At 66.8% G+C, this 25,636-nt stretch carries 24 protein-coding genes, 1 tRNA gene and 3 pseudogenes; 18 read left to right on the top strand and 10 right to left on the bottom strand.

Annotation, left to right across the window (positions count from 1 at the left end; all coding sequences use genetic code 11):
• Window positions 1-75: 75 nt before the first annotated feature.
• A complete protein-coding gene (locus LXN57_RS41020; protein ID WP_251803708.1) occupies window positions 76-336 on the top strand; it encodes a hypothetical protein in 261 nt (86 codons plus the stop codon).
• A gap of 40 nt (window positions 337-376) precedes the next feature.
• Here LXN57_RS41020 and LXN57_RS41015 read toward each other — a convergent pair whose 3' ends face one another.
• On the bottom strand, window positions 377-793 hold the full coding sequence (locus tag LXN57_RS41015; RefSeq protein ID WP_251803707.1) for a nitroreductase/quinone reductase family protein: 417 nt from the start codon (window positions 791-793) through the stop codon (window positions 377-379).
• Window positions 794-1,032: 239 nt separating this feature from the next.
• On the opposite strand from LXN57_RS41015, the pseudogene LXN57_RS41010 reads away from it, so the two are divergent.
• From LXN57_RS41010 to LXN57_RS40995, 4 genes and pseudogenes are all read left to right on the top strand, one after another.
• Window positions 1,033-1,998, top strand: a pseudogene (locus LXN57_RS41010) (segregation and condensation protein A); the annotation flags it as partial.
• Between the two features lie 1,214 nt (window positions 1,999-3,212).
• A complete protein-coding gene (gene scpB / locus LXN57_RS41005; RefSeq protein WP_438872973.1) occupies window positions 3,213-4,055 on the top strand; it encodes an SMC-Scp complex subunit ScpB in 843 nt (280 codons plus the stop codon).
• Window positions 4,042-4,779, top strand: coding sequence for a pseudouridine synthase (locus LXN57_RS41000; RefSeq protein ID WP_221380233.1), 738 nt, complete (start codon window positions 4,042-4,044; stop codon window positions 4,777-4,779). Before scpB ends, LXN57_RS41000 begins: the two co-directional genes overlap by 14 nt.
• A gap of 144 nt (window positions 4,780-4,923) precedes the next feature.
• Window positions 4,924-5,286 carry a DUF4383 domain-containing protein gene (locus LXN57_RS40995; RefSeq protein ID WP_308206700.1) on the top strand — a complete coding sequence of 121 codons (363 nt, stop codon included), beginning with the start codon at window positions 4,924-4,926 and terminating at the stop codon, window positions 5,284-5,286.
• 171 nt (window positions 5,287-5,457) lie between these two features.
• On the opposite strand, the gene LXN57_RS40990 is transcribed toward LXN57_RS40995, so the two are convergent.
• Window positions 5,458-5,688 carry a hypothetical protein gene (locus LXN57_RS40990; RefSeq protein ID WP_251803705.1) on the bottom strand — a complete coding sequence of 77 codons (231 nt, stop codon included), beginning with the start codon at window positions 5,686-5,688 and terminating at the stop codon, window positions 5,458-5,460.
• A gap of 179 nt (window positions 5,689-5,867) precedes the next feature.
• On the opposite strand from LXN57_RS40990, the gene LXN57_RS40985 reads away from it, so the two are divergent.
• The gene (locus tag LXN57_RS40985; protein ID WP_251803704.1) at window positions 5,868-6,146 is read left to right on the top strand and encodes a hypothetical protein; all 279 of its coding nucleotides are present in this window, start codon (window positions 5,868-5,870) and stop codon (window positions 6,144-6,146) included.
• Here the strand turns inward: LXN57_RS40985 and LXN57_RS48085 are convergent.
• Window positions 6,136-7,080 carry an NADP-dependent oxidoreductase gene (locus LXN57_RS48085; RefSeq protein WP_285904729.1) on the bottom strand — a complete coding sequence of 315 codons (945 nt, stop codon included), beginning with the start codon at window positions 7,078-7,080 and terminating at the stop codon, window positions 6,136-6,138. The two genes, LXN57_RS40985 and LXN57_RS48085, sit on opposite strands and share 11 nt — an antisense overlap.
• 84 nt (window positions 7,081-7,164) lie before the next feature.
• Between LXN57_RS48085 and LXN57_RS40970 the strand changes: the two genes are divergently transcribed.
• The gene (locus tag LXN57_RS40970; RefSeq protein ID WP_251803702.1) at window positions 7,165-7,752 is read left to right on the top strand and encodes a TetR/AcrR family transcriptional regulator; all 588 of its coding nucleotides are present in this window, start codon (window positions 7,165-7,167) and stop codon (window positions 7,750-7,752) included.
• A 140-nt stretch (window positions 7,753-7,892) separates the two neighbouring features.
• Here the strand turns inward: LXN57_RS40970 and LXN57_RS40965 are convergent, their stop codons facing one another.
• Entirely contained in the window at window positions 7,893-8,552 is a 660-nt protein-coding gene (locus LXN57_RS40965) for an enoyl-CoA hydratase/isomerase family protein (protein WP_251803701.1), read from the bottom strand.
• 107 nt (window positions 8,553-8,659) lie between these two features.
• On the opposite strand from LXN57_RS40965, the gene cmk reads away from it, so the two are divergent.
• From cmk to LXN57_RS40930, 7 genes are all read left to right on the top strand, one after another.
• Window positions 8,660-9,340 (top strand): (d)CMP kinase, encoded by a 681-nt coding sequence (gene cmk / locus LXN57_RS40960; RefSeq protein WP_251803700.1) that lies wholly within the window; start codon window positions 8,660-8,662, stop codon window positions 9,338-9,340.
• A complete protein-coding gene (der, locus tag LXN57_RS40955; RefSeq protein ID WP_251803699.1) occupies window positions 9,337-10,725 on the top strand; it encodes a ribosome biogenesis GTPase Der in 1,389 nt (462 codons plus the stop codon). The genes cmk and der overlap by 4 nt, the downstream gene beginning before the upstream one ends.
• A gap of 50 nt (window positions 10,726-10,775) precedes the next feature.
• Window positions 10,776-10,852: transfer RNA gene (locus LXN57_RS40950), tRNA-Pro, on the top strand.
• Window positions 10,853-11,021: 169 nt separating this feature from the next.
• Window positions 11,022-12,149: a site-specific integrase gene (locus LXN57_RS40945; protein ID WP_251803698.1), complete on the top strand. Its 1,128-nt coding sequence runs from the start codon at window positions 11,022-11,024 to the stop codon at window positions 12,147-12,149.
• Between the two features lie 236 nt (window positions 12,150-12,385).
• Window positions 12,386-12,580 (top strand): helix-turn-helix transcriptional regulator, encoded by a 195-nt coding sequence (locus LXN57_RS40940; protein WP_251803697.1) that lies wholly within the window; start codon window positions 12,386-12,388, stop codon window positions 12,578-12,580.
• Window positions 12,581-12,643: 63 nt separating this feature from the next.
• Window positions 12,644-13,321 carry a hypothetical protein gene (locus LXN57_RS40935; protein WP_251803696.1) on the top strand — a complete coding sequence of 226 codons (678 nt, stop codon included), beginning with the start codon at window positions 12,644-12,646 and terminating at the stop codon, window positions 13,319-13,321.
• A gap of 945 nt (window positions 13,322-14,266) precedes the next feature.
• Window positions 14,267-15,664: an IS701 family transposase gene (locus LXN57_RS40930; protein ID WP_251803695.1), complete on the top strand. Its 1,398-nt coding sequence runs from the start codon at window positions 14,267-14,269 to the stop codon at window positions 15,662-15,664.
• Window positions 15,665-16,190: 526 nt separating this feature from the next.
• On the opposite strand, the gene LXN57_RS48685 is transcribed toward LXN57_RS40930, so the two are convergent.
• Window positions 16,191-16,703 carry a hypothetical protein gene (locus LXN57_RS48685; RefSeq protein ID WP_438872971.1) on the bottom strand — a complete coding sequence of 171 codons (513 nt, stop codon included), beginning with the start codon at window positions 16,701-16,703 and terminating at the stop codon, window positions 16,191-16,193.
• A gap of 227 nt (window positions 16,704-16,930) precedes the next feature.
• Between LXN57_RS48685 and LXN57_RS40920 the strand changes: the two genes are divergently transcribed.
• Window positions 16,931-17,209, top strand: a complete 279-nt coding sequence (locus LXN57_RS40920; protein WP_251803694.1) for a hypothetical protein — start codon at window positions 16,931-16,933, stop codon at window positions 17,207-17,209.
• Between the two features lie 377 nt (window positions 17,210-17,586).
• On the opposite strand, the pseudogene LXN57_RS40915 reads toward LXN57_RS40920, so the two are convergent.
• Window positions 17,587-18,420: pseudogene (locus LXN57_RS40915) on the bottom strand (transposase); the annotation flags it as partial.
• 123 nt (window positions 18,421-18,543) lie between these two features.
• Here LXN57_RS40915 and LXN57_RS40910 point away from each other — a divergent pair.
• The 3 genes from LXN57_RS40910 to LXN57_RS40900 all read left to right on the top strand — a co-directional run bounded on the left by LXN57_RS40910 (window position 18,544) and on the right by LXN57_RS40900 (window position 22,233).
• Complete coding sequence (locus LXN57_RS40910) at window positions 18,544-19,170, top strand: site-specific integrase (protein WP_251803693.1); 627 nt, start codon at window positions 18,544-18,546, stop codon at window positions 19,168-19,170.
• Window positions 19,142-19,759: a tyrosine-type recombinase/integrase gene (locus tag LXN57_RS40905; protein WP_251803692.1), complete on the top strand. Its 618-nt coding sequence runs from the start codon at window positions 19,142-19,144 to the stop codon at window positions 19,757-19,759. The genes LXN57_RS40910 and LXN57_RS40905 overlap by 29 nt, the downstream gene beginning before the upstream one ends.
• Before the next feature lie 71 nt (window positions 19,760-19,830).
• The gene (locus tag LXN57_RS40900; protein ID WP_251803691.1) at window positions 19,831-22,233 is read left to right on the top strand and encodes a tyrosine-type recombinase/integrase; all 2,403 of its coding nucleotides are present in this window, start codon (window positions 19,831-19,833) and stop codon (window positions 22,231-22,233) included.
• 11 nt (window positions 22,234-22,244) lie between these two features.
• Here LXN57_RS40900 and LXN57_RS40895 read toward each other — a convergent pair.
• The 4 genes and pseudogenes from LXN57_RS40895 to LXN57_RS40880 form a co-directional block, all read right to left on the bottom strand.
• Window positions 22,245-22,754: pseudogene (locus LXN57_RS40895) on the bottom strand (transposase); the annotation flags it as partial.
• A gap of 236 nt (window positions 22,755-22,990) precedes the next feature.
• Window positions 22,991-23,821, bottom strand: a complete 831-nt coding sequence (locus tag LXN57_RS40890) for an oxygenase MpaB family protein (protein ID WP_251803690.1) — start codon at window positions 23,819-23,821, stop codon at window positions 22,991-22,993.
• Between the two features lie 41 nt (window positions 23,822-23,862).
• Window positions 23,863-25,062, bottom strand: a complete 1,200-nt coding sequence (locus LXN57_RS40885; RefSeq protein WP_308206699.1) for an MAB_1171c family putative transporter — start codon at window positions 25,060-25,062, stop codon at window positions 23,863-23,865.
• Window positions 25,052-25,609: an ImmA/IrrE family metallo-endopeptidase gene (locus LXN57_RS40880; protein ID WP_251803688.1), complete on the bottom strand. Its 558-nt coding sequence runs from the start codon at window positions 25,607-25,609 to the stop codon at window positions 25,052-25,054. The genes LXN57_RS40885 and LXN57_RS40880 overlap by 11 nt, the downstream gene beginning before the upstream one ends.
• Window positions 25,610-25,636: the final 27 nt, after the last annotated feature.

Raw genomic sequence — 25,636 nt, 5'->3', positions numbered from 1 at the left:
AGGCGATCTGTGGCGCACGGGGCGCACTCTGAAGTCGGTCCACTTACGTCGGCTCATCCACCGGAGTTGATCGAGATGCGAAGCCAGATGCTCGCCGCCCGCGCCGCCGCCCTGTTCGCCAGCGACCTGCCGTCCGGATCCCGGCCCAGCGCCGCGGTCGTGGAAAGCGCGATCGCTGTGTCCGTCCGCCGCTGCGGCGGCACCCGGGGGTGTGCGGCTACCTTGGCCGCCGCCTACGGCGACTACCCCGAGACCGCCGTCGTGCGCATGCGCTGGGCGCGAAGCGTGGTCCAGAGCGTGTACGAACCTTCGCCGGCGCTGGTGCTGGCCGCTTGAAGCACGGGGAGCGGCCCACGGACCGCTCCCCACCTAGCGGTCAGCGGACGGTGATCACGGCCATCGGGAACTTGCGGTCGGTCTTGGTCTCGTAGTCGGCAGCGTCCGGCCAGTACGCCTTCCACACGCCGTACAGGCGCTCCCAGTCGTCATCCTGGCCGGGACGGGCGACCCGGTGGTCGGCCTGCACGGTCTCGGCGCCGAGCTCGACGGTGACCGGGCCGTCGACGGCCTCGAGGTTGGCGACCCACTGGGGGTCGTCCGGAGCGCCGCCGGCACTGCCGCAGACCAGGTACGAGTCGCCGTCGGGCGCCGCGACGAGCGGATTGATGGTCACCTTGCCGGACTTGCGGCCCGGAGTGTGCAGCAGGAGGGTGGTCTTGCCCTCCCAGTGACCGCCGAGCACGCCGTCGTTGGCACGGAAGTTCTCGATCACGGTGTCGTTGAACGAAGCCATGATCCGAACGATAGTTGACCGCGGTAATTTCCTCCGTCGACTGTGACTCAGTCTGATTCCCGTTGTGTTCGCCCGAGCTTCCGATATGCCCGGTTGTCACCAGTCACCCGCCGTCGCCTCCGGCGTTGATCATCAGGAGCGATGGGAGTTGACCTGTGAGGCGGGAGCAGGTTGTCGGAGCCGTGGTCTACGGTCAGTTCGTGCCTGAAGAGTCGACCCATCCGCCCGCCTCCGTGCCGGTGACCGACGCCGACACCGACAAGGCGCCGCCTGCGGAGTCCGTGCCGGCGCCCCCGGCCGCTGCCGTCGTTCCGGTGAATGCCGGCGGCGTCGTTGTGGACGCCGAGGGCAATCCGGTCGACGACGGCAAGTTCCTCGTCCGGCTCGACAACTTCACCGGCCCGTTCGACCTGCTGTTGCAGCTCATCGGCAAGCACAAGCTCGACGTCACCGAGGTCGCGCTGCACCAGGTGACCGACGACTTCATCGCCTACATCCGGGCCATGGGCGACGACTGGGATCTGGGCGAGGCGAGCGAGTTCCTGCTGGTCGCGGCCACGCTGCTCGACCTCAAGGCGGCCCGGCTGCTGCCCGCCGCCGACGTCGAGGACGAGGAAGACCTGGCCCTGCTCGAGGCGCGCGACCTGCTCTTCGCCCGGCTGCTGCAATACAAGGCCTACAAAGAGGCCGCGTCGCACATCATGGAACTCGAGATCAACGGCATGCGCCGCTGGCCCCGGGCCGTCTCGATGGAGCCGCGGTACGCCGAGGCGCTGCCCGAGCTGGTGCTCGGCGTCGGCCCCGAGCGCCTGTTCAAGCTGGCCCTCAAGCAGTTCTCGCCCAAGCCCGGCCCGCCCGAGGTGTCGATCGCCCACATCCACCAGGTTCGGGTCAGCGTCCGCGAACACGCCACCCTCCTCAGCGACCGCCTGCGCCGCGCCGGCCACGCGACGTTCACCCTGCTCGTCGCGGACTGCGACAACACGCTCGAAGTGGTGGCCCGCTTCCTCGCGCTGCTCGAGCTCTACCGCGAGGGCCTGATCGACTTCGAGCAGCCGGTCTCCCTCGACGAGCTGACAGTCCGCTGGATCGGCGGCGACGCGGCCGACATCGACATCGACATCGACGACTACGAGGGAAGCAAGCCCGACCCCGACGCCCCCGGAAGCGAGCCCGCGTCCGACGATGACTCCGCCTCCGCGGAGGAGCTGCTTGCCGGCGAGATCGACCTCGACGATGACAGCGACTTCGACGACGCTCCCGCGTCAGTGGACAAGCCCGCTGCCGCTGACGGCTTGAGCGGTGGCGCCTGGGATCTGGACGACTCCGACAGCGAGCCCGGCGATGCTTCCGAGCCCCTGGATGAATCGGTCGGCGCGGGCGACGAGGTGGGCGGGGCCGGGGCTTCCGGGAGTGAGCGGGATGTTGCGGCGGGCCTGCGTGACGGCGCCGGGGAGTTCGACGACTCCGGAAGCGAGTCTGATCGCGCTGATCTCGTTGGGGAATCGCCTGGATCGGGTAGTGCTGAGGCGGATGACCGACTTGACGTGGGCCGCCGACTTGATGATCTTGGCGAGGAAGACGACGACGCGAGGGGGCGAGCGTGAGCGACGACGAGCGGCAGGACTCACTTGCGGCGCAGGCCGCGGCCTGGGTGCCGCCGTGGGAGCGAGTCCCGCGGCCGCCGGACCGGGCCTATCAGGCCGCAGCCGAGGACGAGGCGCGCACAGAAACCGACGCCGGCGCGGCGACGGCTTCCGCAGATCTTGACGGCACTGACGGCGACGGCGCTGGACGTCGCGCGGCCGACGCCGGTGCGGCGAAAGCTTCCGCCGATCTTGAGGGCACGGGCGCAGACGGCGCTGGGCGTCACATTGCCGACGCTTCGCCTTCCGCTGATCTTGACGGTGCGGACGCCGATGACGCTGGGCGTCGCGCGGCCGACGCCGAGTGGGCCGAAGCCGACTCGGCGGTCGCTGAGGGGCCTGACGCTCTTGTTGACGGGCCTGGCGCCGGGGCGACCGCTGCCCTTGACGATCGTGCGGGTGGGGGACGGGCCGACTCGGGGCCTGCGGTGAGGGCTCCCGACGACACGGAGTCGACCGACGAGTCGGGGCTGTCGGATGACGACGACTTCGATCCGGCTTTTGAGGGGCCTGATCCGGCTGTCGCCACCACGGACGACGCGGCGGGGGTGGACGCCGAGGTCGGCTTCGACGAGTCGGTGAGCGAGGTCGAGCCGGTCGACGTCCGGCCGGGGCCTGAGCTGCCGCTGCCGGAGTCGATCGAGCAGGCTGTGGAGGCGGCGAACGAGGACGAGCCGGGGACTCCGGTCGATGCGCCGCTGCCTCCGGAGGGCGACGACGCGGGCGATGTCTTCGACGCGGCGGCCGACGACGACGTGAGCGACGACGGCGAGATGGATCTGCCGTTCGCCGACGAGGTGCCGGTGTCCACGTCCGATCTCTTCGCCACGGAGGACGAGTCGGACGACGAGCGGGACGACAGCCCGGAAGAGCCGGCGGCGGCCGTGGCCGAGCCGGACGAGTCGGACGACGAGCGGGACGACAGCCCGGAAGAGCCGGCGGTGGCGGTGGCCGCGGCCGAGCCGGCGGACGCGGCGGTGCCGGGCCAGAAGCGCCGGGCGGCGAAGGCTGACGTCACGATCGATGAGGCCGGGCTGCGTACGCCGGAAATGGACCTTCCGGGGTTGACCGACGACGCGGAGCTGGCGGCGGCGCTCGAGGCGATCATGCTGGTGGTCGACGAGCCGGTGGCCGAGCTGCAGCTCGCGCAGATTCTGGAGCAGCCGACCGAGCGCATCGCGCTGATGCTCGACAACCTGTCGGCGCGGTACACGGCGGCCGGGCACGGGTTCGACCTGCGGCGGGTGGCCGGTGGCTGGCGTCTCTACACGCGGCCGGAATACGCGGCGTACGTGGAAAGGTTTGTTCTCGACGGGCAGTCTGTGCGGCTGACCCAGGCGGCGCTGGAGACACTGGCTGTGGTCGCCTACAAGCAGCCGGTGACCCGGTCGAGGATCAGCGCCATCCGAGGTGTGAACTGCGACGGGGTCATGCGTACGCTTGTCACCCGCGGCCTGATCGAGGAATGCGGCACCGAGAGCGAAACCGGGGCACACCTGTATCGCACGACCGGGCTGTTCCTCGAGAAGCTCGGCCTCAACTCGGTCGATCAGCTGCCGCCGCTCGCTCCGTTCCTGCCCGACGACGTGGAAGAAGTGCTTGATGCCACAGGCTGACACCGCCGAACGCCTCCAGAAAGTCCTGGCGGCGGCCGGTGTTGGATCCCGCCGCGCCTGCGAAGACCTGATCTTCCGCCGGCGCGTCACGGTCAACGGCAAGGTCGCCAAGCTCGGCGACAAGGTCGACCCCACCAAAGCCGAGATCCTCGTCGACGGGCAGCGGGTGATCACCGACACCAAGCTCGTCTACCTGGCGCTGAACAAGCCCCGCGGCGTCGTGTCGTCGCTCGACGACGAGAAGGGCCGCAACGAGCTCGCCGACTTCGTCGGCCAGTTCGACGTGCGGCTGCACCACGTGGGCCGGCTCGACGCCGACTCCGAGGGCCTGCTGCTGATCACCAACGACGGCGAGCTGACCAACAAGCTCACCCACCCGCGGTACGAGATCCAGAAGACGTACCTGGCCGAGGTCATCAACGGCCCGCTGCCCCGCACCGTGGGCCGCCAGCTGCTGTCCGGCGTCGAACTCGAGGACGGCCCGGCCAAGGCCGACTCGTTCAAGCTGGTCGGCGCGCTGGGCAAGACCGCACAGGTCGAGATCGTGCTGCACGAGGGCCGCAAGCACATCGTGCGCCGCATGCTGGAGGCGGTGGGCCACCCGGTCACCCGCCTGATCCGCACGGCGGTCGGCCCGATCCGCCTGGGCGACCTGCGCCCCGGCGGCTTCCGCCACCTCTCCAACGCCGAGGTCGCCGCCCTGTTCAAGGCCGCCGAAGACTGACGTTCGTGCCCGGTAGAACCCGGGCACCCGGTCCGTCCTCTCAGGAAAGGACGGACCGCGCGGCCACCCGTTCAGCGGCAGGCGCTCCCGCTGCGTGCGCAGCCCCGTACACACCACTGCAATGATCGTCAGCGTTGTTTCCTGTTGGTCGGGCTGGCCGGCTTCATCCCCGGCATCACCACCAACTACAGCGAAATGACCTTCGCCGGCCACCACTCGGACGCCCTCCTGCTCGGCGTCTTCCAGGTATCCGTGCTGCACAACATCGTCCACCTGCTGTTCGGGGTGGCCGGCCCGGCACTGGCCCGCACAGCCCCGGGCGCGCGGGCCTTCCTGATCGGCGGCGGGGTCGTCTATCTGGTGCTGTGGCTCTACGGATTGGTGGTCGGGCAGGACTCGTCCGCCAACTTCGTGCCCATGAACAACGCCGACGACTGGCTCCACCTGGTTCTCGGCCTCGGCATGATCGCTCTGGGGTTTCTCACCTCGCTGCGTGTCGCTCGCTGACGGCGTGGGGGCCCGGATCATCGATCCGGCCCCCAATGTCATCCCTGCTCTTTGTCGCTGGTCAGCGCTGGTTCGCGTCGGGCTGGCCCAGCGCTGGGCGCTGGTTCGCGTCGCTGGTCGGCGAGCCTTTGGCGCTGGCCCCGATGGTCGCCGCGGCCTGCGCGACGCCGATCAGTCGGGCCGGTAATTCGGGTCGTCGCCGGCCGTGCGGCGGGTGTCGTATCCGGCGCGGTGCACCTCGGAGGGCTGCGAGCCTTCGTCGTCTCTGTTGCCGCGCTTGTCCTCCGGCGCCAGGTCGCCCTGATCGTCGGCGGGTTGTTCCATGGAGTGCCCTGGCGGTCGCAGTGAAGCCTCGTACGCTGTGGTGCCGTCCGGCTCGTCGGTCGGGTGATTGTCGGTCATGCCCCCGGGGTTCCCGAGCCACATGCGAGCAAACAGGTGTGACCCCCCCGCTGATCGGGCATGCCGCGCGCCATGGAAACGGTGGTTGCGCCGGGCGGATGGACTGCTGATCGATGGGTCGTTTCCCGTGCCGGCGGAAGGGCGGCCGCACCGGGTTGGCGAGCCGGCGGGTGCGCGACGTGAACGCGGTGGCGGCGTCGAGCGAATGGATCGGGCCGGACGGCGTGCGGCAGCCGGGCGGCGAGGTGCACGCCTGGCGGCAGGGCACGAATCAGACCGTGTGCGGCCTGGCGCTGAATCGCAGCCGGCTGCGCCGCTTACCGCATGTGCCGTTCGACTTCCGCGCCACCGACGTGATCACGCCGGAGGACCAGGTGCGCCACATCTGCCCGCGCTGTGTCGCGGCGACCTCACGGCGCGGCGAACGGAACTGGACCCGGATCTCGCCTAGACCGTGATCACCAGCTTTCCGACGGTGTGGTCGCGGGCGAAATCGGTCAGCGCCTGGACGGCGTCGCGCAGCGGGTAGGTCGCGCTGACCGTCGGTGTGAGCGCGGCGACCTCGGCCATGCCGCCGAAGCGGCCGTCGAGGTCGAGGACCAGCTCGAACCGGAGGTCGGTGCGATCGATCATGTCGGGACGCGGGGGCGGGAACGTGATGGTGAAGAGCCGGCCGCCGGGGCGGATTGCCGCCGCCGCTTTGCGCAGGCGGTCGGTCGGCAGCACCAGGTTGAGCCCCAGATCTCTGCCGGTGGGGTAGTCGTCGTCGTATCCGATGACCGTGTGGGCGCCCAACTTGCGGAGCAGGGGCTCGTCGGCGGGGTGACCGGTGGCAGTGACGGTGACGCCGGCCTGGCTCAGCAGGGGCAGGAGCGTGGTGCCCACGCCGCCGGTGGCGCCGATGACGAGGGCGGTTTCGTCCGCCCGGGGCTCGGCGGTGGCCATCAGCGCGCGTGCGGTGAGCCCGACGGTGGGCAGCGCGGCGGCGTCGATCTTGCTCAGGCCTGGGGGCCGGGGCGCGATGAAGGAGGTGCCCGCCTCGAAGACGGCGTATTCGGCCAGCGCGCCGGTGGTCATTGACGGGTTGAGGCCGGCCATGGCGCGCAGCGCCCGGGGGACGGCGTGGCCGAAGACCTCGTCGCCCACCCGGTAGGCGGTGACGCCCGGGCCGACGGCGGACACTGTGCCGGCGAAGTCGTTGCCGGGCACGTGCGGGAACGTCAGGGGCGCTTGGGCTTTGTAGACGCCGCTGGGGATGACTATGTCGCCCGGGTTGACGGACGCGGCGGCGATGCGGACCTGGATCTGGCTTGGCCCGGGTTGGGGAATCGGCAGGTCGGTGAGCGCATAGCTCTCGGGTGGGCCGTAGTCGGTGGCGACGATCGCTTTCATGGGTTCCTCCGGAGGCGGCAAGCGGACCGTGCGGTCAGGTTAGTCGTAAGCGGACCGTGCGGTCAACTTGCTAATCTCGTCGCTGTGACACCCGACCGGCCGCTGCGCGCGGACGCTGCACGCAACCGCTATGCCCTGCTCAAGGCCGCTTCCGAAGAGTTCGCGGCGCACGGGCTCGACGCCTCCGTGGCCGACATCGCCCGCCGCGCCGGCATCGGCAAGGGCACCGTCTTCCGGCATTTCCCCACCAAGGACGTCCTGCTCGCCGCCGTTGTCCTCGACCGGATCGACGGGCTGGCTCTGCTCGCGCGCGAATTGCTGACCGATCCGGATCCGGGAGCGGCCCTGCTCGAGTTCATGGAGGCCGCGGCCGGCCGTCAGCGCCAGCTCGACCTGTCGTTCCTGCGCGATGCCGGCGGCGTCAACGACCTGCTCGACGACACCCGGTCGGAGCTGTTCACGGCGATCACGGCCCTGGTCGACAGGGCGAAGGAGGCCGGCGCCGTCAGGCCCGACATCACCGGCATGGACGTGATCCTGCTGATGTGCGCGCCCAACTACGTGGTCGGCTTCGTGCCCGACGCGCCACCCGACCTGTGGCGCCGCTACCTCGGCATCATCTTCGACGGCTTGCGTCCCGAGGGCGCGCGGCCGCTGCCGTCGGTGAGCTGACCGCGGCCCGGCCGACCGCCATCACGTGCGTGCGCTACGGCCTGGCCACCCACTCAGGCCGCAGCGCCAGCCGCCGGAGGCGGGGTGCTGCGCTCGTGCGGTGGGGAGGTTGATGGCGCGTACCTCCGCGATATTGATCTTCAGTCCAGGGTTTGCAGAGCCTTGAGGACGGGCGCGTAGAGGCGGGTTTTGATCGTTTCGAGCGTGGGTCCGGCCTTGCCGACTTGAGCCGCGGCGAGGGTGATGGCGGTGCTCAGGACGTCGGGCTCGGGCACCGCGTGGTCGACGATCTTGCGGGCGTACGCCTCCTCGCCGCCGAAGCGGCGGGCTGTGACCATCGCCTCATGGGCCGTTTGCGGGGTCAGCCGAGATTGGACGAGCGCCGACATTCCGGGCGTGAAGGGGATGTTGATGTCGGCCTCGGGCAGGCACCAGAAGCCGCGGTCGGCGCGCATGATCCGCAGGTCGTGGGCGAGCGACAGCATGGCGCCGGCGGCGAACGTGTGGCCCTGAAGTGCGGCGACCGTCACGCAGGGGAGGGTGAGCATGTGCGCGAAGAGGGCTTGGACACGCAGGCCGTACGGGGTGAATTGCTCGGGATTGTCGCCGAGCCACTCCAGGTCGAGGCCGTTCGACCAGATCTTGCCGCGGGCCGTGGTGACCAACGCGTGCGGACCGTCGGTCTTGGCGATCTCATCCAGCGCGGACTCGATTCCGGTCAGCCAGTCGGGATGAAAGCGGTTCTCGTTGTCGCCGAGGTCGAGGACGAAAACGGCATCGTGGCGCTCGAGGGTGGGCATGGCGGCTCCCTTCGCGTTACTGGCGAGTAACATACCCTAGTTCGTCGTCCGGTAGTGCTCCGGGCACAATGGGAGGGTTGGTCGGGCAGGCAAACTCAGGAGGAACGGTGGCAGAAGTTGTACGGCCGGAAAAGTGTGTGGTCGCGGTCGACGGCCCCTCCGGTTCCGGCAAGTCCACCGTGTCCCGGCGGCTCGCCACCCGGATCGACGGCGTGTATCTCGACACCGGCGCCATGTACCGGGCCGTGACCTGGGCCGTTCTGCAAGCTGGGGTCGACCTGAACGATCCCGACGCCATCGCGAAGATCGCGCTCGAGACCGAGTTGTCGATCGGCACCGACCCGGCCGCTCCGCATTTCGCCGCCAACGGCGTGAACGTCGACGTCCCGATCCGCGGCGCCGAGGTCACGCAGGCCGTGTCGGCGGTGGCCGCGGTCCCCTCCGTACGCAAGCAGCTGGTGGCCCTGCAGCGGGCGATCATCGCCGGACACCCGCGTATCATCGTCGAGGGCCGCGACATCGCCTCGGTCGTCGCGCCGGACGCCGACCTCAAGGTCTACCTGACTGCTTCCTCGGCCGCGCGGGCACTGCGCCGCAGCTCCGAGGGCGCCGCCGACGTTGCCGCCACCGAGGCCGACCTGGCCCGCCGCGACAAGCTCGACTCGTCCCGCAAGACCGACCCGCTCCGCCAGGCCGACGACGCCGTCGAGGTCGACACGACCGGCATCGGCATCGACGAGGTCGTCGCGTACCTTTTGGAACTTTTGAACAGCAAGGTGAGTTCGTGAGCGAGGCTCCGATTTTCGAGGTCGACGAGACGGTGGACGACACGGGCCCAGCCCCCGTCGTCGCCGTCGTCGGCCGTCCCAACGTCGGCAAATCAACCCTGGTCAACCGCATCATCGGCCGCCGCCAGGCAGTCGTCGAGGACGTTCCCGGCGTCACCCGCGACCGCGTGCCCTACGACGCGCAGTGGAACGGCCGCCGCTTCACCGTCGTCGACACCGGCGGCTGGGAACCCGACGCCAAAGACCGGGCAGCCGCCATCGCCAACCAGGCCGAGATCGCCGTGCAGACCGCCGACGTGGTCGTGTTCGTCGTCGATGTCACCGTCGGCCCCACGGACGTAGACGAGGCCGCGGTCAAGATGCTGCGCCGCTCCCACAAGCCGGTCATCCTGGTCGCCAACAAGGCCGACAACCAGTCCCTCGAGATGGAAGCAGTGTCACTCTGGTCCCTGGGCCTGGGCGAACCACACCCCATCTCGGCCCTGCACGGCCGCGGCTCCGGCGACCTGCTCGACGACATCCTGAACGCGCTGCCCACCCCACCCCCGATCGTCGAGGGCGGCCCCCGCGGCCCACGCCGGGTGGCACTGGTCGGCCGCCCCAACGTCGGCAAGTCGTCGCTGCTCAACCGCGTGTCCAAGGAGGAACGCGCGGTCGTCGACTCGGTAGCCGGCACCACGGTGGACCCGGTCGACAGCCTCGTCGAAATGGACGGCGAACTCTGGCAATTCGTCGACACGGCAGGCCTGCGCAAACGAGTCAACCAGGCTTCCGGTACGGAGTACTACGCCTCCCTGCGCACAGCGGGAGCCGTCGAGGCAGCCGAGGTAGCCGTAGTGCTGCTCGACTCAGCCGAGGTCATCTCGGAACAGGACCAGCGAGTCCTGACCCAGGTCGTAGACGCCGGCCGCGCGCTGGTCATCGCCTTCAACAAGTGGGACCTGGTAGACGCCGACCGTCGCATCTTCCTCGACAAGGAGATCGACCGAGAGCTCAAGCGCATCCCGTGGGCCATCCGAGTCAACATCTCAGCCAAGACCGGCCGAGCCGTGGACAAGCTGGCCCCCGCCCTGCGCAAGGCTTTGGCCTCGTGGGAACAGCGCGTGCCAACCGGCGCCCTCAACCAGTGGCTGACAACATTGACCCAGGCCACCCCCCACCCCGTACGCGGTGGCCGCGCCCCCAGAATCCTCTTCGCCACCCAGGCCGGCGTCGCCCCGCCGCGCTTCGTCCTGTTCACCACCGGCCCGCTGGACGCCGGCTACCAGCGCTTCATCGAACGCAAGCTCCGCGAGGAGTTCGGCTTCGAAGGTTCCCCCATCGAGGTCTCCGTGAAGCCCCGCAAGAAGACAGGCCCGGGGGGTCGCGGCAAGGCCCACGGGTAGCACTTGCTAAGGTATCTGAGTTGCCGCGCGGTGTTCGTGCCGGGTGGCGGCGGGCTGTAGCGCAGCTTGGTAGCGCACTTGACTGGGGGTCAAGGGGTCGCAGGTTCAAATCCTGTCAGCCCGACCAGCATTTGAAGGCCGTTGGCAAGGACGAAAGTCCTGGTCAGCGGCTTTTTTCATGGACGACAGTCGTTTGACCAAGATCGCTCTAGTGGATCTTGTGGTCACAGGCGTGGTCACAGACCGGCCTACCGTGGATGAGGTCAGCTCAGCTCTGTGACCACGGGGGTGCCCAGATGACCGTCGGCTCGTACCAAACTTCCACCAAGACTCTCTGGTTCTTCGTCATCGATCTGCCGGTCGGCGACGACGGTAAGCGGCGTCAGCACAAGCGAAGAGGGTTTCCCAGCAAGACTGCGGCGGAGAAAGCCGAAACCGAGGCACGCAAGGCGTACGGCGAGGCCGCGATCGGCGCGGATGGCAGTGTCGCTGCCGAGCTTTCCGGCTGGCTGTCCGAGCGGGAACTCGACATCGAGGAAACCACTCTGGACAACTATCGCAACCTGTTCCGAATGTACGTCATCCCGCACATCGGCGGGCGACAGCTCTACAGCCTCGACAAGCGCGTCGTGCAGGACATGTACAAGACGCTCGTGAAAGAAGGCGGCAACGGCAAGAAGCCGTTGTCGGAAACGACCGTCCGGACCGTACACCGGGTACTGATGAAGGCGTTCAAAGATCTCGGGATCGACCTCGGCGCGGTCAGGCAGCCGCGGCCGGCTCAACGCGAGGACCAAGGCCGCAAAGGCGTGTGGACACCAAAGCAGTCGAAGCAGTTCCTCCAATTTCATCGCGACGCTCGCCTGTACGCGGCATGGGCCCTTGCGGTGGTCGCCGGAACCCGGCGCGGTGAGATCGCCGGCCTGAAGTGGGCGAAGGTCGATCTCGACAACGGGATCGTCTACATCCACTGGCAGCGCACGATCTCCGGCAACAAGGTCATCGAGAAGGCGCCGAAAGGCAAAAGCCGTCGAGCGATCGCGATCGGCCCGGCGATGGTACGGGTACTGCGTGAGCACAAAGCACGCCAGGACAAGGAGAAGGCTGCCGCAGGGCTGCTCTATCACGATCACGACTGGGTCTTCCCACGCGAGGACGGCGAGCCCTATTACCCGCGCTACTACACCGATCAGTGGGAGAACGCGTGCCTCGCGGCCGGTGTGCCGGTCATCGTGCTGCACGACGCCCGGCACACCTCGGCCACGGCCGGGGCGGACGCCGGTGTTCCGGAGCACGTCATGCAGAAACGGCTCGGTCACGCCGACGCCCGGACAACACGCGAGGTCTACACCCACGTCCTTCCCGAAAGTGAACGCAAGGCCGCCGAGCTGATGGACTCCGCCCTCGGCGAAGAAGCCGCCTGATGATGGGCGGGGCGCGAAAGCGTCCCGCCCATCACGCTCCGGTCCGGGCGGAACAGTAGAAGACAGCCCCGGACAACTGCCCGCGTTGTGCTCGCCGTGGTGCGCTTAGTCAAGGAGCAATCCTCCTTGCTCGTCCCGGACGATCACGGGAAATGCGGCTTGGGGGAGTGCCACGAGCAGAAGGGGGTCGGATGCCCAGGCGCACATGGACAGTGGCGCAGGTCCGAGAACTCGGCATGGCTACAGACATCGAAACGGCGGCGTCGGTGCTGGGCATCGGCCGGACCACCGCCTACACGCTGGCTCGCGCCGGCGACTTCCCGACGCCGGTTATCCGGGTCGGGCGGCGCTACGTCGTCGCGGTCGAAGGGCTATTGACGGTCCTCGGCGCGGCTCGGTCAGTTGACGAAGAAGTTCCCTCGCACGGATGAACCGTTGCAGGGATCGAAGAGCGGGCGTCGACGCGATTCGCTCACGAGCGGAAGGATGGACAGATGAGTGACTCGCAGCTCGGGGAGCCCGAAGTCGACTGGCGCACATGGACAATGGATCACGCGAAGCTGGTCCGCGCCTTCGAGCCGGCCACCTTCGCCGCCGACGGTGACGAGGAGACATCACTGCTCGGCGCGGGAGCGCTGATCATGGCTGCCACCCAGATCATCGACGAACTGTTCCAGGACATCGAGACGCTGGCCACAGACGGCGGAGGCAGCGTCGCAGACAGCGCGGGCGCCTACTTCGTCCTCGAGGACCTGCCGCAGCGCTTCGCTCAGCAGTACAACGGGCGCTTCGTCCGCAACTTCCACGTCGCGACCGTTATGGTCACCGGCCGGTTGTCTGCGGAGCAGTGGATGCCGCCGGCGTCGGTCGGCGAAGCTCTCGCGTTGTACCTCGTCATCCAGCGGGCGCAGAACCTGCTCGTAGATCACGAGCTTCTCGACCAGGAGGAGGCGCGGGAGTTGTACCTCGGATTCGAGGATGCTGCCTTCGAGGACGTAGATCACGAGTGGCTCTACCGGGCAGACATGGACGGCTTCGAGAACGACAAGGAGTTCGCCGCCCGATTCGGTGCGACCGACATGCGCGTTCAGTCGTGGTTCCAGCCCGTAGGCAATGGGCCGGCATACGTCCACGCCTTCTCGATCGACTTGGAGGCGCCGACGCAAGCCTGACATGAGGGCTGCTGCGCCATGACGAACGCGCCGATTGAATCGAAGCGAGTAGGGGAGGGGCGGGGGAGGATCAGGATCTAAAATGGAGGCGAGTTCCGTGCCTCTGTGGCATGCGCGGCCAACGACCGACACACTGGCAGTGTGGGGGTCAGGGGTTCGAGTCCCCTCAGCTCCACCCATCTGAGCAGGCAAAACGCACCGTCCAACTCTCCAAGTTGGACGGTGCGATTTTTTTGCGCACACATGTGCACACCAAACGATCTTGGCGTGCTTCGATCGCCAGGCCATGAAGGCGCCGCGTCCTAGGCTTTATACCGCCTCTGAGCTGGGGAAACTCTTCAGAATGGCGAGATTTGCTGTACGACGGTGCCCGCATTCGAGCTGCCTACGATCTGGTATACGGTGACCCAAATCACATCTTGATCCAGGTGGTCAGAGTCCCGGGCCAACCCCTGAGATTCGCAATCCTTCCCATGGCTTGGCCGTTCCGCACCCTTGCTTGCGGCGCAGCGGGACAGCCCCGGACAGCATCAGTCAGGGCCTCGAGACCTGCCCTCGGCCGCCTTGTTGGACAAGGCTTGCAAGAGCCGGCAGAAACCCGCCTAGAGGCTCCTGCTGGAGGTCGAAAACACCTTCGCAACGGTGCAGCCGACGTCCGCCCTCCACTGGCTGCGTCGCTGCCTGCATGACGACGGGGAGAAACGAATGCCAAGGCAGGATGGCCGCCAGGCACCAAGCAAGGACGACGACCCGGACCTCTACTACTCCGTGGAGCAGGTAGCGCGCCGGTTGAGGGTCTCCGCACGATGGCTCGCTGATCAGTGCCGTGATGGCCACGTCGAGCATGTGCATCTAGTACGGCAGCCGCCATTAGCAGTCTGACCTGCTGGGATGCGGTGGGGGCAGTGTCCAATGTAGACGCAGCCGCCTGTTGATCATGTGTTTGTGAGGACAACAAGATCGAAGGCGGCTGCTGCTGCCAGGATAGAGGCTGCCCGGACGGCCCGGACCGCGGGTGAGCTGCTGGAGCAGTTGCGGTCGTGTTTCGTACGGACGCAGACCTGGCAGCACGCGGGCCGGTACGTGTCGGCGCTGGTCAGCGACATCCCGAAACGCAACGGGTGGACGATCGCGCAGCAGGCCGGGGACCGCACGCCGGATCGCACCCAGAGGCTGCTGAACCGGGCGGTGTGGGATGGGCAGGCGGCGATGAGTCAGGTGCGCCGGTTCGTCGTGACCGGCCTGGACGCGGTGGCCGGGCGCCGCACGCGGCGGGGGTTGCGGATCGCCGCGCTGGACGAGACCGGCCAGCAGAAGGCCGGCACGGCGACGTGCGGGGTGAAACGGCAGTGCATGGGCTGTGCCGGCCGGCTCGCGAACGGGATCAACACGGTGCACCTTGCGTATGTCCGCGAACGTGTCGGGCATGCGCTGGTCGCCGCGCGGCAATGGATCCCGGCCGAGCACCTCGCCGACCCGGGCACCAGGTCGCAGATGGGCATCGCGGACGGGCTGGTGTTCCGGACCAAGGGGCAGCTGGCCATCGACATCTGCACCGATGCCTACGCCGACGGCGTCGTCTTCGATTTCGTCTGCGGTGACGAGGTCTACGGCAACTGCACCCCGCTGCGGGAGTTCCTCGAAGAGCGGCAACAGGCCTACGTGCTGCGCGTCGCCTCGAACTTCATGCTCACCCTCAACGCCGAGACCCGGATGACCTGCGCGAAGGCCGTCGCCTTGCTCGCCACCGACAAACGCCGGTGGCAGGTTCGCTCGGCCGGTGCCGGTTCGAAGGGACAACGCTGGTACGCGTGGGCGTGGATCGCGGTCGGCTCACGGCATTACCTGCTGGTCCGCCGGCACCTCACCAGCGGTGACCTGGCCTTTCACTACTGCTACGTGCCGCAGAGCCAACCGTTGACCCTGGCCCGGCTCGTGCGGGCCGCCGGGCTGCGCTGGCCGGTCGAGGAGACATTCGAGTTCAGCAAGGATTCCTTCGGCCTCGATCAATGCCAAGCCCGGCTGCACACCGCGATCACCCGACACACCGTGCTAGTCATGACCGCCCTGGCCATCTGCGCGATCACCGCCGCCCACCTCAAGACCCGCACCGACACCCAAGCCCCACCACCGGACACACCCGATCAGCAGCCACCGACCGAGCCCGGCATGATCCCGCTGACCATCCCCGAGACCGCCCGCCTGCTCGCCGCGACCTGGCAGCAGCCGAAACCCGCCGACCATGACACCCACTGGCGCAACTGGCGGCGCCGTCACCAAGCCCGAGCTCGCTGGTTCCACCAACGCACCCGGCTCAGCCGAGAGTATTCCCTGGCCAGCTAGCAAATGGCGGCTGCCGTACTAGCGAGGAAACGAAAGTTCGCCCCTGAGCAGGTTCAGAAGCTGCTCGACAGCCACACGGTCAAGCCCGCGGAGGTCCGCGAGCAAGAAAGGGGTCATGAGCGGGCGGTGCAACGCGTGCGTCGGGAGCGCGAGAAACAACGCCGCTAGAAACGCTTCATGCCCGTGTGAATGGCATCGGGGAACGCCTGACTCCCACAAGAATTTCTGTGGGGGTCGCGCGTCACTGCCCGCAAATCGGGCTGCGGTCAGTCGCCTGATCCCTGGCCTAACCTTATCGCAGCGGCGCGTTGCCCGCCAACAAGCCGGCAGCCCTCGCCGTTGCCGCTTGTAGTACATCAATGGGGACTAAATGGATAGCACTCCCGACACACTTCCGCATCAATGTCGTGGTTCCATGCCGGCTGCGCTGTCATTCCCATCCGCGCTGATGGGATTGAGGCACCCCTCGTCTCGTGGCGCGGCTATAGACAAAAGCCGCCAGACCGAAGGCAAGTGGAACAGTGGTTCACAGGCAATCCTCCGGACCCTCGCCGTCGTCTGAGGGAGCGCCTCGGCGGGTCTTGAAATGCTTGAGTTGGAGGGGCGCCGTTAAAGAAGGGTTGGGGCCGGCGAAGCCGGCAAGGGCTTCGCCGTCGTCGCCTCCGAAGTCAAAGACCTGGCCCAGGAAACCGCGCGGGCCACCCAGCAGATCACCGAGCAGGTCAACGCGATCCAGGACGAGACCGGCAACGCGGTCACCGCCATTCAGTAGATCGCAAGTGTCATCGCCACGATCAACGACTACGCCACCACCACCACCATCGCCGCCGCCACCACCACCATCGCCGCCGCCGCCGTCGAGCAGCAGACCGCGACCACCGCCGAGATGGCCCGCAGCGTCGGCCAAGCCACTGAAGGATCGTCGAGCATCGCCGGCACCATCGCCGGGGTAGCCGAAGCAGCCCAGCAGGTCACCTCCCGCGCCTCCGAAACCCAGCAAACCGCCACCGAACTCGCCCGCACCGCCAGTGACCTGCAAACTACCGTCTCGACCTACCCCGTCTGACCGTGACCAGCCGCGGCCTTTAGCTGGCTAGACGACATCTGACTGTTTATGCGTCAGGGCTTCTGGGCGCCCGTCCGGGTCGGCTCATCGCACAGCGCGTCGCTGGTGCTGACCAGACGATGATTCCGCCGGGGCGATGCGATGAGACTCCGCAAACACCAGGCGCCATCTATCGAACAAATGTACGATACCGTGGTGAGGTGATCTGGAACGTCGACTACCGGACTCGGCGCAGAGTTCGCGAGTCTGCGACCTACCTGGCTGACGGTGTCCAGGCGCAGTACCTCGTTCGGGTTTGTGAGCTGACCGACGGCCGGTGGACCGTGTTCTTGATGGCACTGCCCTGGGATGACTGCGAGGTGGAGAACACATTTGCCACCGATAAAGAGGCGTGCGAGGCGGCCGACGCGCTTTACGCGATGGGCCTCGACGGCGGCCGCTGGGATGTGCGCCGCTGGAGCTGGCAGCGCCCTGGGTAGCCGACTGCAGCAGGCAAGCGCGTCTGGTCGTCGCCGACGTAGGGCCACGGCTCGGTCGCGCCCAGGGCCTGCCGGTGGCATCCGCGGTGACCTCACAACAGCATCGATCGAATGAGTTGGTAAGCGACTGGCGAGTCGGCAGGTGGGCTGAGCATTAGTTTGCTTAGCCTCCGTCTTTCATTAAGCGCCGCTTGCTTGAGCCGGCTGTTGATCGAGGTGGCGGGTTTTGGTGTTGGCCGTGTCCGGGCAGGTGGTGTCGCCCGGCCGGAGGCCGGGTTTCTCCGTGGGTCCTGGTCGCTGGTGCGGCGGATTCGTTGTCAGGTAAAGGGTTCGGGTAGCGCGGCGAGGCGTTCGAAGGCTTGGATGAGCTCGTTGGTCTAGGGCCAGTCGGCGGCGATGCGCAGAGTGGTCGTGCGGGCGGTCCGGGTGAGTTTCGCGGCGACGTGCAGCAGCCGGTAGCGCAGCTTCTTCGGCTCGGCGGCGGCCATCGCGCCGTCCAGGAGCAGGTGCTGGGTCCAGCAGAGCAGGTCGATGCCGGTCAGGGCGAGTTCGAGCCACGCTTGGTTGATCGCGAAGATCCGTGACGGGAACCGGCCGAAGCCGGTGGTCTTGCCGGTGCGGATGCGGTCCTCGACCCGGGCGTGGCAGCGGTGCCGGACTTCCAGAAACTGGATCGAACCACCACCGTGGGGTGTGTCGGTGGCGAAGACTTGGTGGCGCATCCCGTTGACCTGGTCGAACAGTGACAGTTGCGCGCCGGGGTGCGGGCGTTCCCGGCGGCAGATCAACCTCGTGCCGGCCGGGAACGAGGCCAGCACGGCTGGGTCGAGATAGTCAGTGAGCTCGACCAGTTCCGCGCCGTCGCGCAGGCTGCCGTCGCCGTCGAGCGCCGCCACCCAATCGGAGGCGGTGGTGATCGCGGCCCGGATCGGTGTAGTGATCGCGACCCCGACGGAGAACTCGGTGCCCAGACCGGCCTGCTGCAGGCCGCGGAGGTGAGCGAGGAACTCGTAGCTGCTACCCGCCGAATCGGACCGGATCAGGATCGGGTTGCCGTAGCGGTGCTGTTCGGGGATCTGTTGCAGGGCAAGGTCGAGGACGGTGATGTGATCGGCGGCGGTGTTCGACCCGGCGTTGCCCGGGCGCAGCATCCCGGCCAGGGCCTCACCGGTGGCGTCGAGGAAACACAACAACGGGTGGAACCCGAAACTGTAACCGTTAACTGAACTACCGCGAGGCCGTCCGTCTTCGGGTAGGAGGAAGAGCGGGGACCAGGGCTACGGTCTCGACCCATGATCGGTGACGATGTGGGTGAGCGTGATCTGGTCGCGTTGGTGGTGGCGAAGGTCGGTTCGGTCCAGGAGACCGGGAACGTGTGGGAGCCGTATCGGTTGAGTGATCCGGCGGGGATCGCGGTGGCGGCGGTGACGGCGTTCTTGAACGAGTTGCAGGCGTCGGGTCGGTCCGCGGCGACGCAGCGGTCGTATGCGATGGATCTGTTGCGCTGGTTCCGTTTCCTGTGGGCGGTCGGGGTGTTGTGGTCGCAGGCGACCCGGGTGGAGGCCCGCGATTTCTGCCGGTGGTTGGTGCTGTGTGACAAGCAGTCGCCGGGTGGGAAGGCCCGGCCGGTCGGGGCGGGTGCTGGCGGGGTGCGGAACCCGGTGACGGGTAAGCCGTCGTTGGCGAGGACGTATGCGCCGACGACGCGGGCGCATGGCGAGACGGTGGTGCGGGGCTTCTACGCCTTCCATCAAGAGGTCGGGTCCGGGCCGATGGTCAACCCGTTCCCGCTGGTCGGTGAGCGGCGAGGTAGTCGGGCTCATGCGCATCACAATCCGATGGAGCCGTGGCAGCGGGAGCGGTCGGGGCGGTACCGGCCGAAGTTGGTGGCGCGGGTCCCGCGGTGCATCCCGGATGAGCGGTTCAACCAGTTTGTTCGCCGGGCTGGGTTCACACCGTGACCGGGCTTTGGTGTCGTTGTGGGTGTCGACCGGTGCGCGGGCTGCGGAACTGCTTGGGGCGCGGTGCGGTGACCTCGACGCCGGGCAGCAGCTGATCACTGTGGTCCGTAAGGGTTCACGGGCCGTGCAGCAGATCCCGGCGTCTCCGGACGCGTTCGTCTGGGTGCGGCTCTATCAGTGCACGTTGGACAGCTCCACGCCGGTCGGCCGTGATGATCCGTTGTGGTGGACGCGTCGGCGTCCGTTGCGGGCGCTGAGCTATCCGGCGGCGCGGGCGATGTTCACCCGGGTCAATCAGGTGCTGGGTGCCAATTGGTCGTTGCATGACTTGCGGCATACCGCGGCGTATCGGATGGCCCGCGATCCGCAGTTGCCGCTCACCGACGTGCAGTGGGTTCTGGGACACGCGCAGTTGTCCACGACGCAGTTGTATCTGAACCCGATGCCCAGCGAAGTGATCGCCGCGGTGCTGGCTCACCATCGGCGTGGTCTCGACGGCGCGCTGCCCGCTGCGGTCGCGGACGGCGGTCCGGTCAGCGAGTACCGCGCGGAGTCGCTGGACACGTTGTTCAGCCGGCGCTCGTCGTGACCGTGCTGACAGCGGGCGAAGCCAGAGCGAGGCAGCAGACCAGGGCTGCCGGGCAGGTGTCGGGCCCGGACATGCAGCAGCTGTGGCTGCGGTTCCCGCCACGCACGCCACCGGCGAGTTGGCCGGTCACCGAACACGACCGGGACCGGCTGCTGGCCAGGCTGCTGGCACCACCGTTCACGCTCGAGGATGCTGATGCGCAGCGACGTCGGCGGCGGGGCCTGATCAGTGTGGTGGATTGGCTGGCCGAGCAGCCTGGGAGGACCTGGCAGCAGCGGTGGCAGGCCAGCGGCGCCGAGGCCCTGGGCAACGCCGATTGGTGGCGGCCCTGGCTGCAGCGCCTGCAGTCCGGCAGTCAGCGGCGCGGGCAGTCGGTGTCGATTACCAGCAACCTGCGGGTCTGCCTGCTGGTGCTGATCTGCGCGGAGGTCATCCGCCCGAGCGTGGGCTGGCTGCTCAACCCGCGGGCACCGCAGAACCTGGTGGCCGAACTGGCCCGCACCCGCGACCCGGACGGCTTCGCCGAGCTCACCGCATTGAGTGAAGGCTCTCCGGCCGGGCGGACCATGACGATGGCGGCTGTCCGCCGGGTGGCGACCATCGTTGCGGTCAAGGGCGGCACCGTGCATGACATCACCGTGGGTGACTGCCTGGAGTTGAGTCTCACCCTGGACGGCGATACCCGGCGCAAGAACAAAGGGTTGGGTTTCTACCAACTGCTGCATCAGATGGGGGTGTTCGGCCCGCACGCGCCGTCCACGCTGCGGGAGTTCGCGACCCAAGGTCAGCTCAGCCCCGCGCAGATGCTGGAGCCCTACGCCATCGAATGCGCCCCGATCCGTGACCTGCTGGTGGCCTATCTGCACGAGCGTCAGCCGATCCTCGACCACACCAGCCTGCGCAGCCTGGCGTCCACCCTCGGCCGGCTGTTCTGGCGCGACCTGGAACTGCATCATCCCGGGATCAACTCGCTGAGCCTGGCTCCTGAGGTCGCTGCGGCCTGGAAACAACGGGTCCTGACCAGAATCGTCCGCACGACCGTCGACGGGCAGGTCGTCGAGGAACAGCGGCACCGCTCCGACGGCCGCGGCCAGCTCACCCTGGTCCGGGCCTTCTATCTCGATCTCGCCCAGTGGGCGATGGAGGAACCGGCCCGATGGGGGCCGTGGGCAGCCCCATCCCCGGTGCGCCGCGAAGACCTGACCCGCACCAAGGAAATACGCCGGCGCAAGTCCCGCATGGACCAACGCACCCGCGAACGCCTCCCGGTCCTGCCCGCGCTGCTCGCCCGGGTCCAGCACGAGCGGCTGTCCAGCGCCGCCCGCCTGGCCGCGGCCAAAGTCACCGCCCCTGGAGACAGTTTCACCGGCGACGGGCGCCAGCGCCGGGCCGGCGGAGCTGCCACTGCCCGGGTCTGGGTCGAAGATCCCGGCACCGGCACCCGGGTGGATCTCAGCGGCTTGGAGGACCGGGCGTTCTGGACCTGGGCCGCAGTGGAAACGTTACGCCACACCGGAATCCGTATCGAGGAACTGACCGAGCTCAGCCACCACAGCCTGATCCAATACACCCTGCCGACCAACCGTGAACTCATCCCGCTGCTGCAGATCGCGCCGTCCAAGACCGACACCGAACGCCTGCTGGTCATCAGCCCCGAACTCGCCGACGTCCTCGCCGCGGTCATCCACCGCATCCGCGACCCGGACCGGGCCGTGCCCTGCGTGACCTCCTACGACCCCCACGAACGCCGCTGGAACCCGCCCCTGCCACTGCTGTTCCAACGCCACTTCGGGATGGGCACCCGATCAATCCCCGCCGGCACGCTGCGCGACTGGATCTGCCGAGCGCTGGACGGCAGCGGGATCACCGACGTCACCGGCCGGCCGTTACGGTTCACTCCCCACGACTTCCGGCGCCTGTTCATCACCGACGCCGTGCTGCACGGCATGCCACCCCACATCGCCCAACTCGTCGCCGGGCACCGCGACATCAACACCACCATGGGCTACAAAGCCGTCTACCCCGAAGAAGTGATCAACGGGCACCGCGCCTTCATCGCGCGTCGCCGCGCGATGCGACCCGGCGAGGAATACCGAGTGCCCACCGACGCCGAATGGCACGAGTTCCTCGGCCACTTCGAACGCCGCAAAGTCGCACTGGGCACCTGCGGCCGGTCCTACGCCACCCCATGCATCCACGAACACTCATGCTTGCGCTGCCCGCTGCTGCGACCCGACCCCGCCGGCCGCCACCGCATCGAAGAGATCCGCGACAACCTCCACGCCCGCATCGACGAAGCCCGACACGAAGGCTGGCTCGGGGAAGTCGACGGACTCCAGATCAGCCTCGCCGGAGCACGCCAGAAACTCGACCAACTCGACCAACTCGCCGCCCAACGCGACACAGTCAGCCTCGGCATGCCCAGCTTCTCCGACATCGTCGGACGCGCTACCCAAAACACCACAAATAACTAGTTCAGAGAATGTTTCCAGGTCGGCGCCGCCGACTCCTTCTCCGAGTGCGCGAGCACGATCGTCGCGTCGATGTCCAGCACGAAACCCGGCAGCGCCCGCCCGAGAACCGTGGTCGCCGGCAACGACCGGCGCGTCTCGACCAATTGCAGCCAGGCCAGCTCCCGCGCGGCTGCCCGGGCCGCCCGCAAGCGGGCCAGGGCTGCAGTGTCGACCGCGCCCAGGACCCGCCACGCGGTCGGATCCGAGGCCACCGGCCCGAACAAGCCGCTCTGCTGGCGCAGCACCGCCAAATCCGCGATGGCCTCGCCGCCATCGGCCAGTAACACCGCGAGATCGACCGCGACGCGGCCCGGCTCGTGCGCCGGACGGCGAACCCGGTCCAGCCCGAGCGCTTGAACGAAGCCGCTGGTCAACCCGGTCTTATCGGCGAGATCGGTCAGCAGCCGGGCGCCGGCATGACCGACCACACCACGAGCGCCACCAGCAACGACAACCTTCGGACGCGTTCGAGTACCCTGCACTCTGAAAGTGCCTTCCGTACGGGACGATCTTGACTCTAGACAAGCCAGATCATCCCAGATCAGAAGGCACTTTCGCGTTCCCCGGCCCCGCCACTGGCCGGCCTTACCGAAGGCGCGAGGCTAGGCCGATGTCCGACCTCGGGGGCATATGAAATGCTACGAATATCGAATCCCGCATTTAAGCTTGTCTGTACGGATGCAACTCGATTTAGCCAAGTTCGAGCAATAACTACAGGCTAGCTGGGATTGGCGCTGCTCGGCCTGCGGAGGCGTCGCATATCAGCACGATCAGGCAGGACGCGGGGCGCAGCAGCGTGGCGGAGCGCTTTCGCGCGGACCCAGAGCAGCCCGTTGAGTAGCCTAGTGGCCCAACGCGGAGAACCCTCAAGGCCAACAACTGTCCTGTATTTTTCGTCCAGAAGAGCTGGAAGCATGCGTTGGGCAAGTGGTACAAGCCAAGCCGGCATCTTGTTAAGCAGATCTCGAGTTCCCTTCATCAGCTCGATGCCAGCAGGCGTGGAGGCGAAGTTCTTGGCTTCGAAGGCAATGTACCAACTCTTATATTCCTCGAAAGTGCCCGGTATCTCCATAATTCCCATACGAGTTCCGATGTCGCGATAGAATAAGTATATTGATTCCTTTTCATGGCAGCACAATGATCGCCAACCGTGACGTTGAAGCCAATCAACCTGAGGAAAAATGAACGTGCCGAGGACGTATAAATAATCTTCCTCTCGGATGTTCCAGCGGCTGTGGATCGCGTTCATTATTCGTATTGCTTCAGCCCCTTCGGGTGAATTGGTTCCATGGTGGATGAGGTTGTATATGATCAGGGCGGTGTCGTCTGCCCTCTTTCTTGTTCGATTAATAGACTTACCAGTGCCGTACAGTATCTCAGCAACAGCTGGGACAGCGAATGTACGCCAGAACCCGAGTAGGAGTCCGGTTCGCACGTCGGATGGCAAGTCGAAGAGAGCGGTTATTCGGTAGATCGCCGAGTATTCGGTGGCGGGATCCATGGCTTGGATCTCTGCTAACCGGGTGAAGCGTCCAGTGCGATATAGCATCTATCAACTCCTTGCATTACGGCTCTTCTTCAGGTGGCCGTCTACGCTGGCAGTCTACGTAGGGCGGTGGCGAGCTGGACCAACCAACCGATGTCATCAACAGTGGCCTCTACCTCACGCTCTTCCGACGCCGCGTGTTCGACTGCTGAAGGACTTCCGAGTGATGGGTTGAATTGGTTCCGGCGATTGCTATTGACGCGTGCCGCCTCCCTGATCCGCATCGCTGTTTGAACAACGCCCTCAGGCAATTTGAGCTGAATGGCAATTTCGCCGGATTGCTCGGGCGTGGAAGCTTGAGACTGAACTGCCAGAATGCCATCGTTTATTTCGATGACGCGGCGGTTCAGGCGGTATCCTAAGTCTCTCAAATTGGCGAAGTCAACAAGTCGCGACTGCGGTTTGTCTAAAGCGATTCCTGGATATTGGGCTACGAGCTCAGCCCACAGAGAGTGGAGCTGCACGTATGTGATGGCCTGCCGCAATGTCTCCTTGGCGCTGGAACAGTGCGGGCCCCATGCCGGCATGGTCAATCCGAGGGTCATGGTGAGCGCCCCAAGCATCACAAGGATCGTTCCAAGAATATCGATAGCGCGAATTTCGAGGCCCACCCAGGCGGCGACGACAGAGAGTGCTTTGGTGGCGCAATAGCTAATTGCGAGCAGTGCGCCAGCCGCCGTGTATTGTAACCCTAGCTGCAGCCATGGCCTGCCGCCCGTGGCGGCCACCTGGCGGGCAAACTGTAGACTTTGCCGAGCTTCGGCTATCAGGCCAGCTGCGAATGAGCCGAGAAAGATGAGTAGAAACAAGCCGCCCACAGCGCTCTGGGCATACGCGCGCTCCATGCCGAGCGGGTCGGCCTCGTCAGCTCTGATGTTGAAGAACAGAATGATCATTGTGGTGATAGAAAGCGTGAAGAAGATGATGTATCGCACAATTAGAGGCTTCGCTAGGTGCGCTGGCATCTTCAGCAGCAGAGTCATGATGAACGCGCTGATGCTGTACCCCACACAGCAGCAGTACATAAGCAGGGTCGGCAGGTGCGGTTGACCGCTGACGCGGGCGATCGCCGAGTAGACGCCGTCGGTGGCGATGGTGATGCCCGTTGCAGGTACGGCGATAGTGAACAGCACCGCCCACAGCCGCGCGTTTCGCGGGTTACGGCGAACGGCGATCCCCTTGTATGCCACTGCTGCCCAAGCTAGTACGGCACACAGAATGAAACCGACCGTTTTAACTTGCATGCCGGGCAACTCGCCTTTCGTGCTCGAAGGCGGCGCCGAGCCTCAGCATGAGCGGATCGTCGACGTGGCTGGAGTCTTTGGGTGATGACCGCCATAGGCCCGCTCGATGGCCGAGGATGGACGCTAGGATCTCCGCCTCCCGTTCGTCCGTGGTGTTGTACGTGGTACGTGCAATCACCCGCCGATCCTGAATGACGCCCATGTTGAGATGAACGAAAAGTTGGTCAAGAAAATCGGTCACGCGGAGCTGGTGACCAAGCAGGAGATGGGAAATCTCGTGAAGGATGATGTGGGCGCGCTGAGATCCCGCTGCCGCCTCGTCCACGATGATGTAGTCACGAGTGTCGGTCGCAACGCAGACTCCGCGCGGCGCTCCCGCTGGCATGGAGAAGGCCATCGTCTCGATGGTGCGGCGACGGCTTGCTCCTACTTCTCTGACGAACAGATCGAGTTCGAACGGCTTAGGCACGACGATGCCCCGGGCTATTTGCTCACAGTGCTGGCGAATCTTTCGCGCCGTCGTGGGCTGCTGACCGTCTGACGTCATCGGATGCACCTTCTGCGGGTGGGTGTG

Source organism: Paractinoplanes hotanensis (assembly GCF_023717965.1).
Taxonomy (GTDB): Bacteria; Actinomycetota; Actinomycetes; order Mycobacteriales; family Micromonosporaceae; genus Actinoplanes; species Actinoplanes polyasparticus.
The sequence above is the reverse complement of the archived record's forward strand: the minus strand, read 5'-3'. Positions and strand labels throughout refer to the sequence as shown.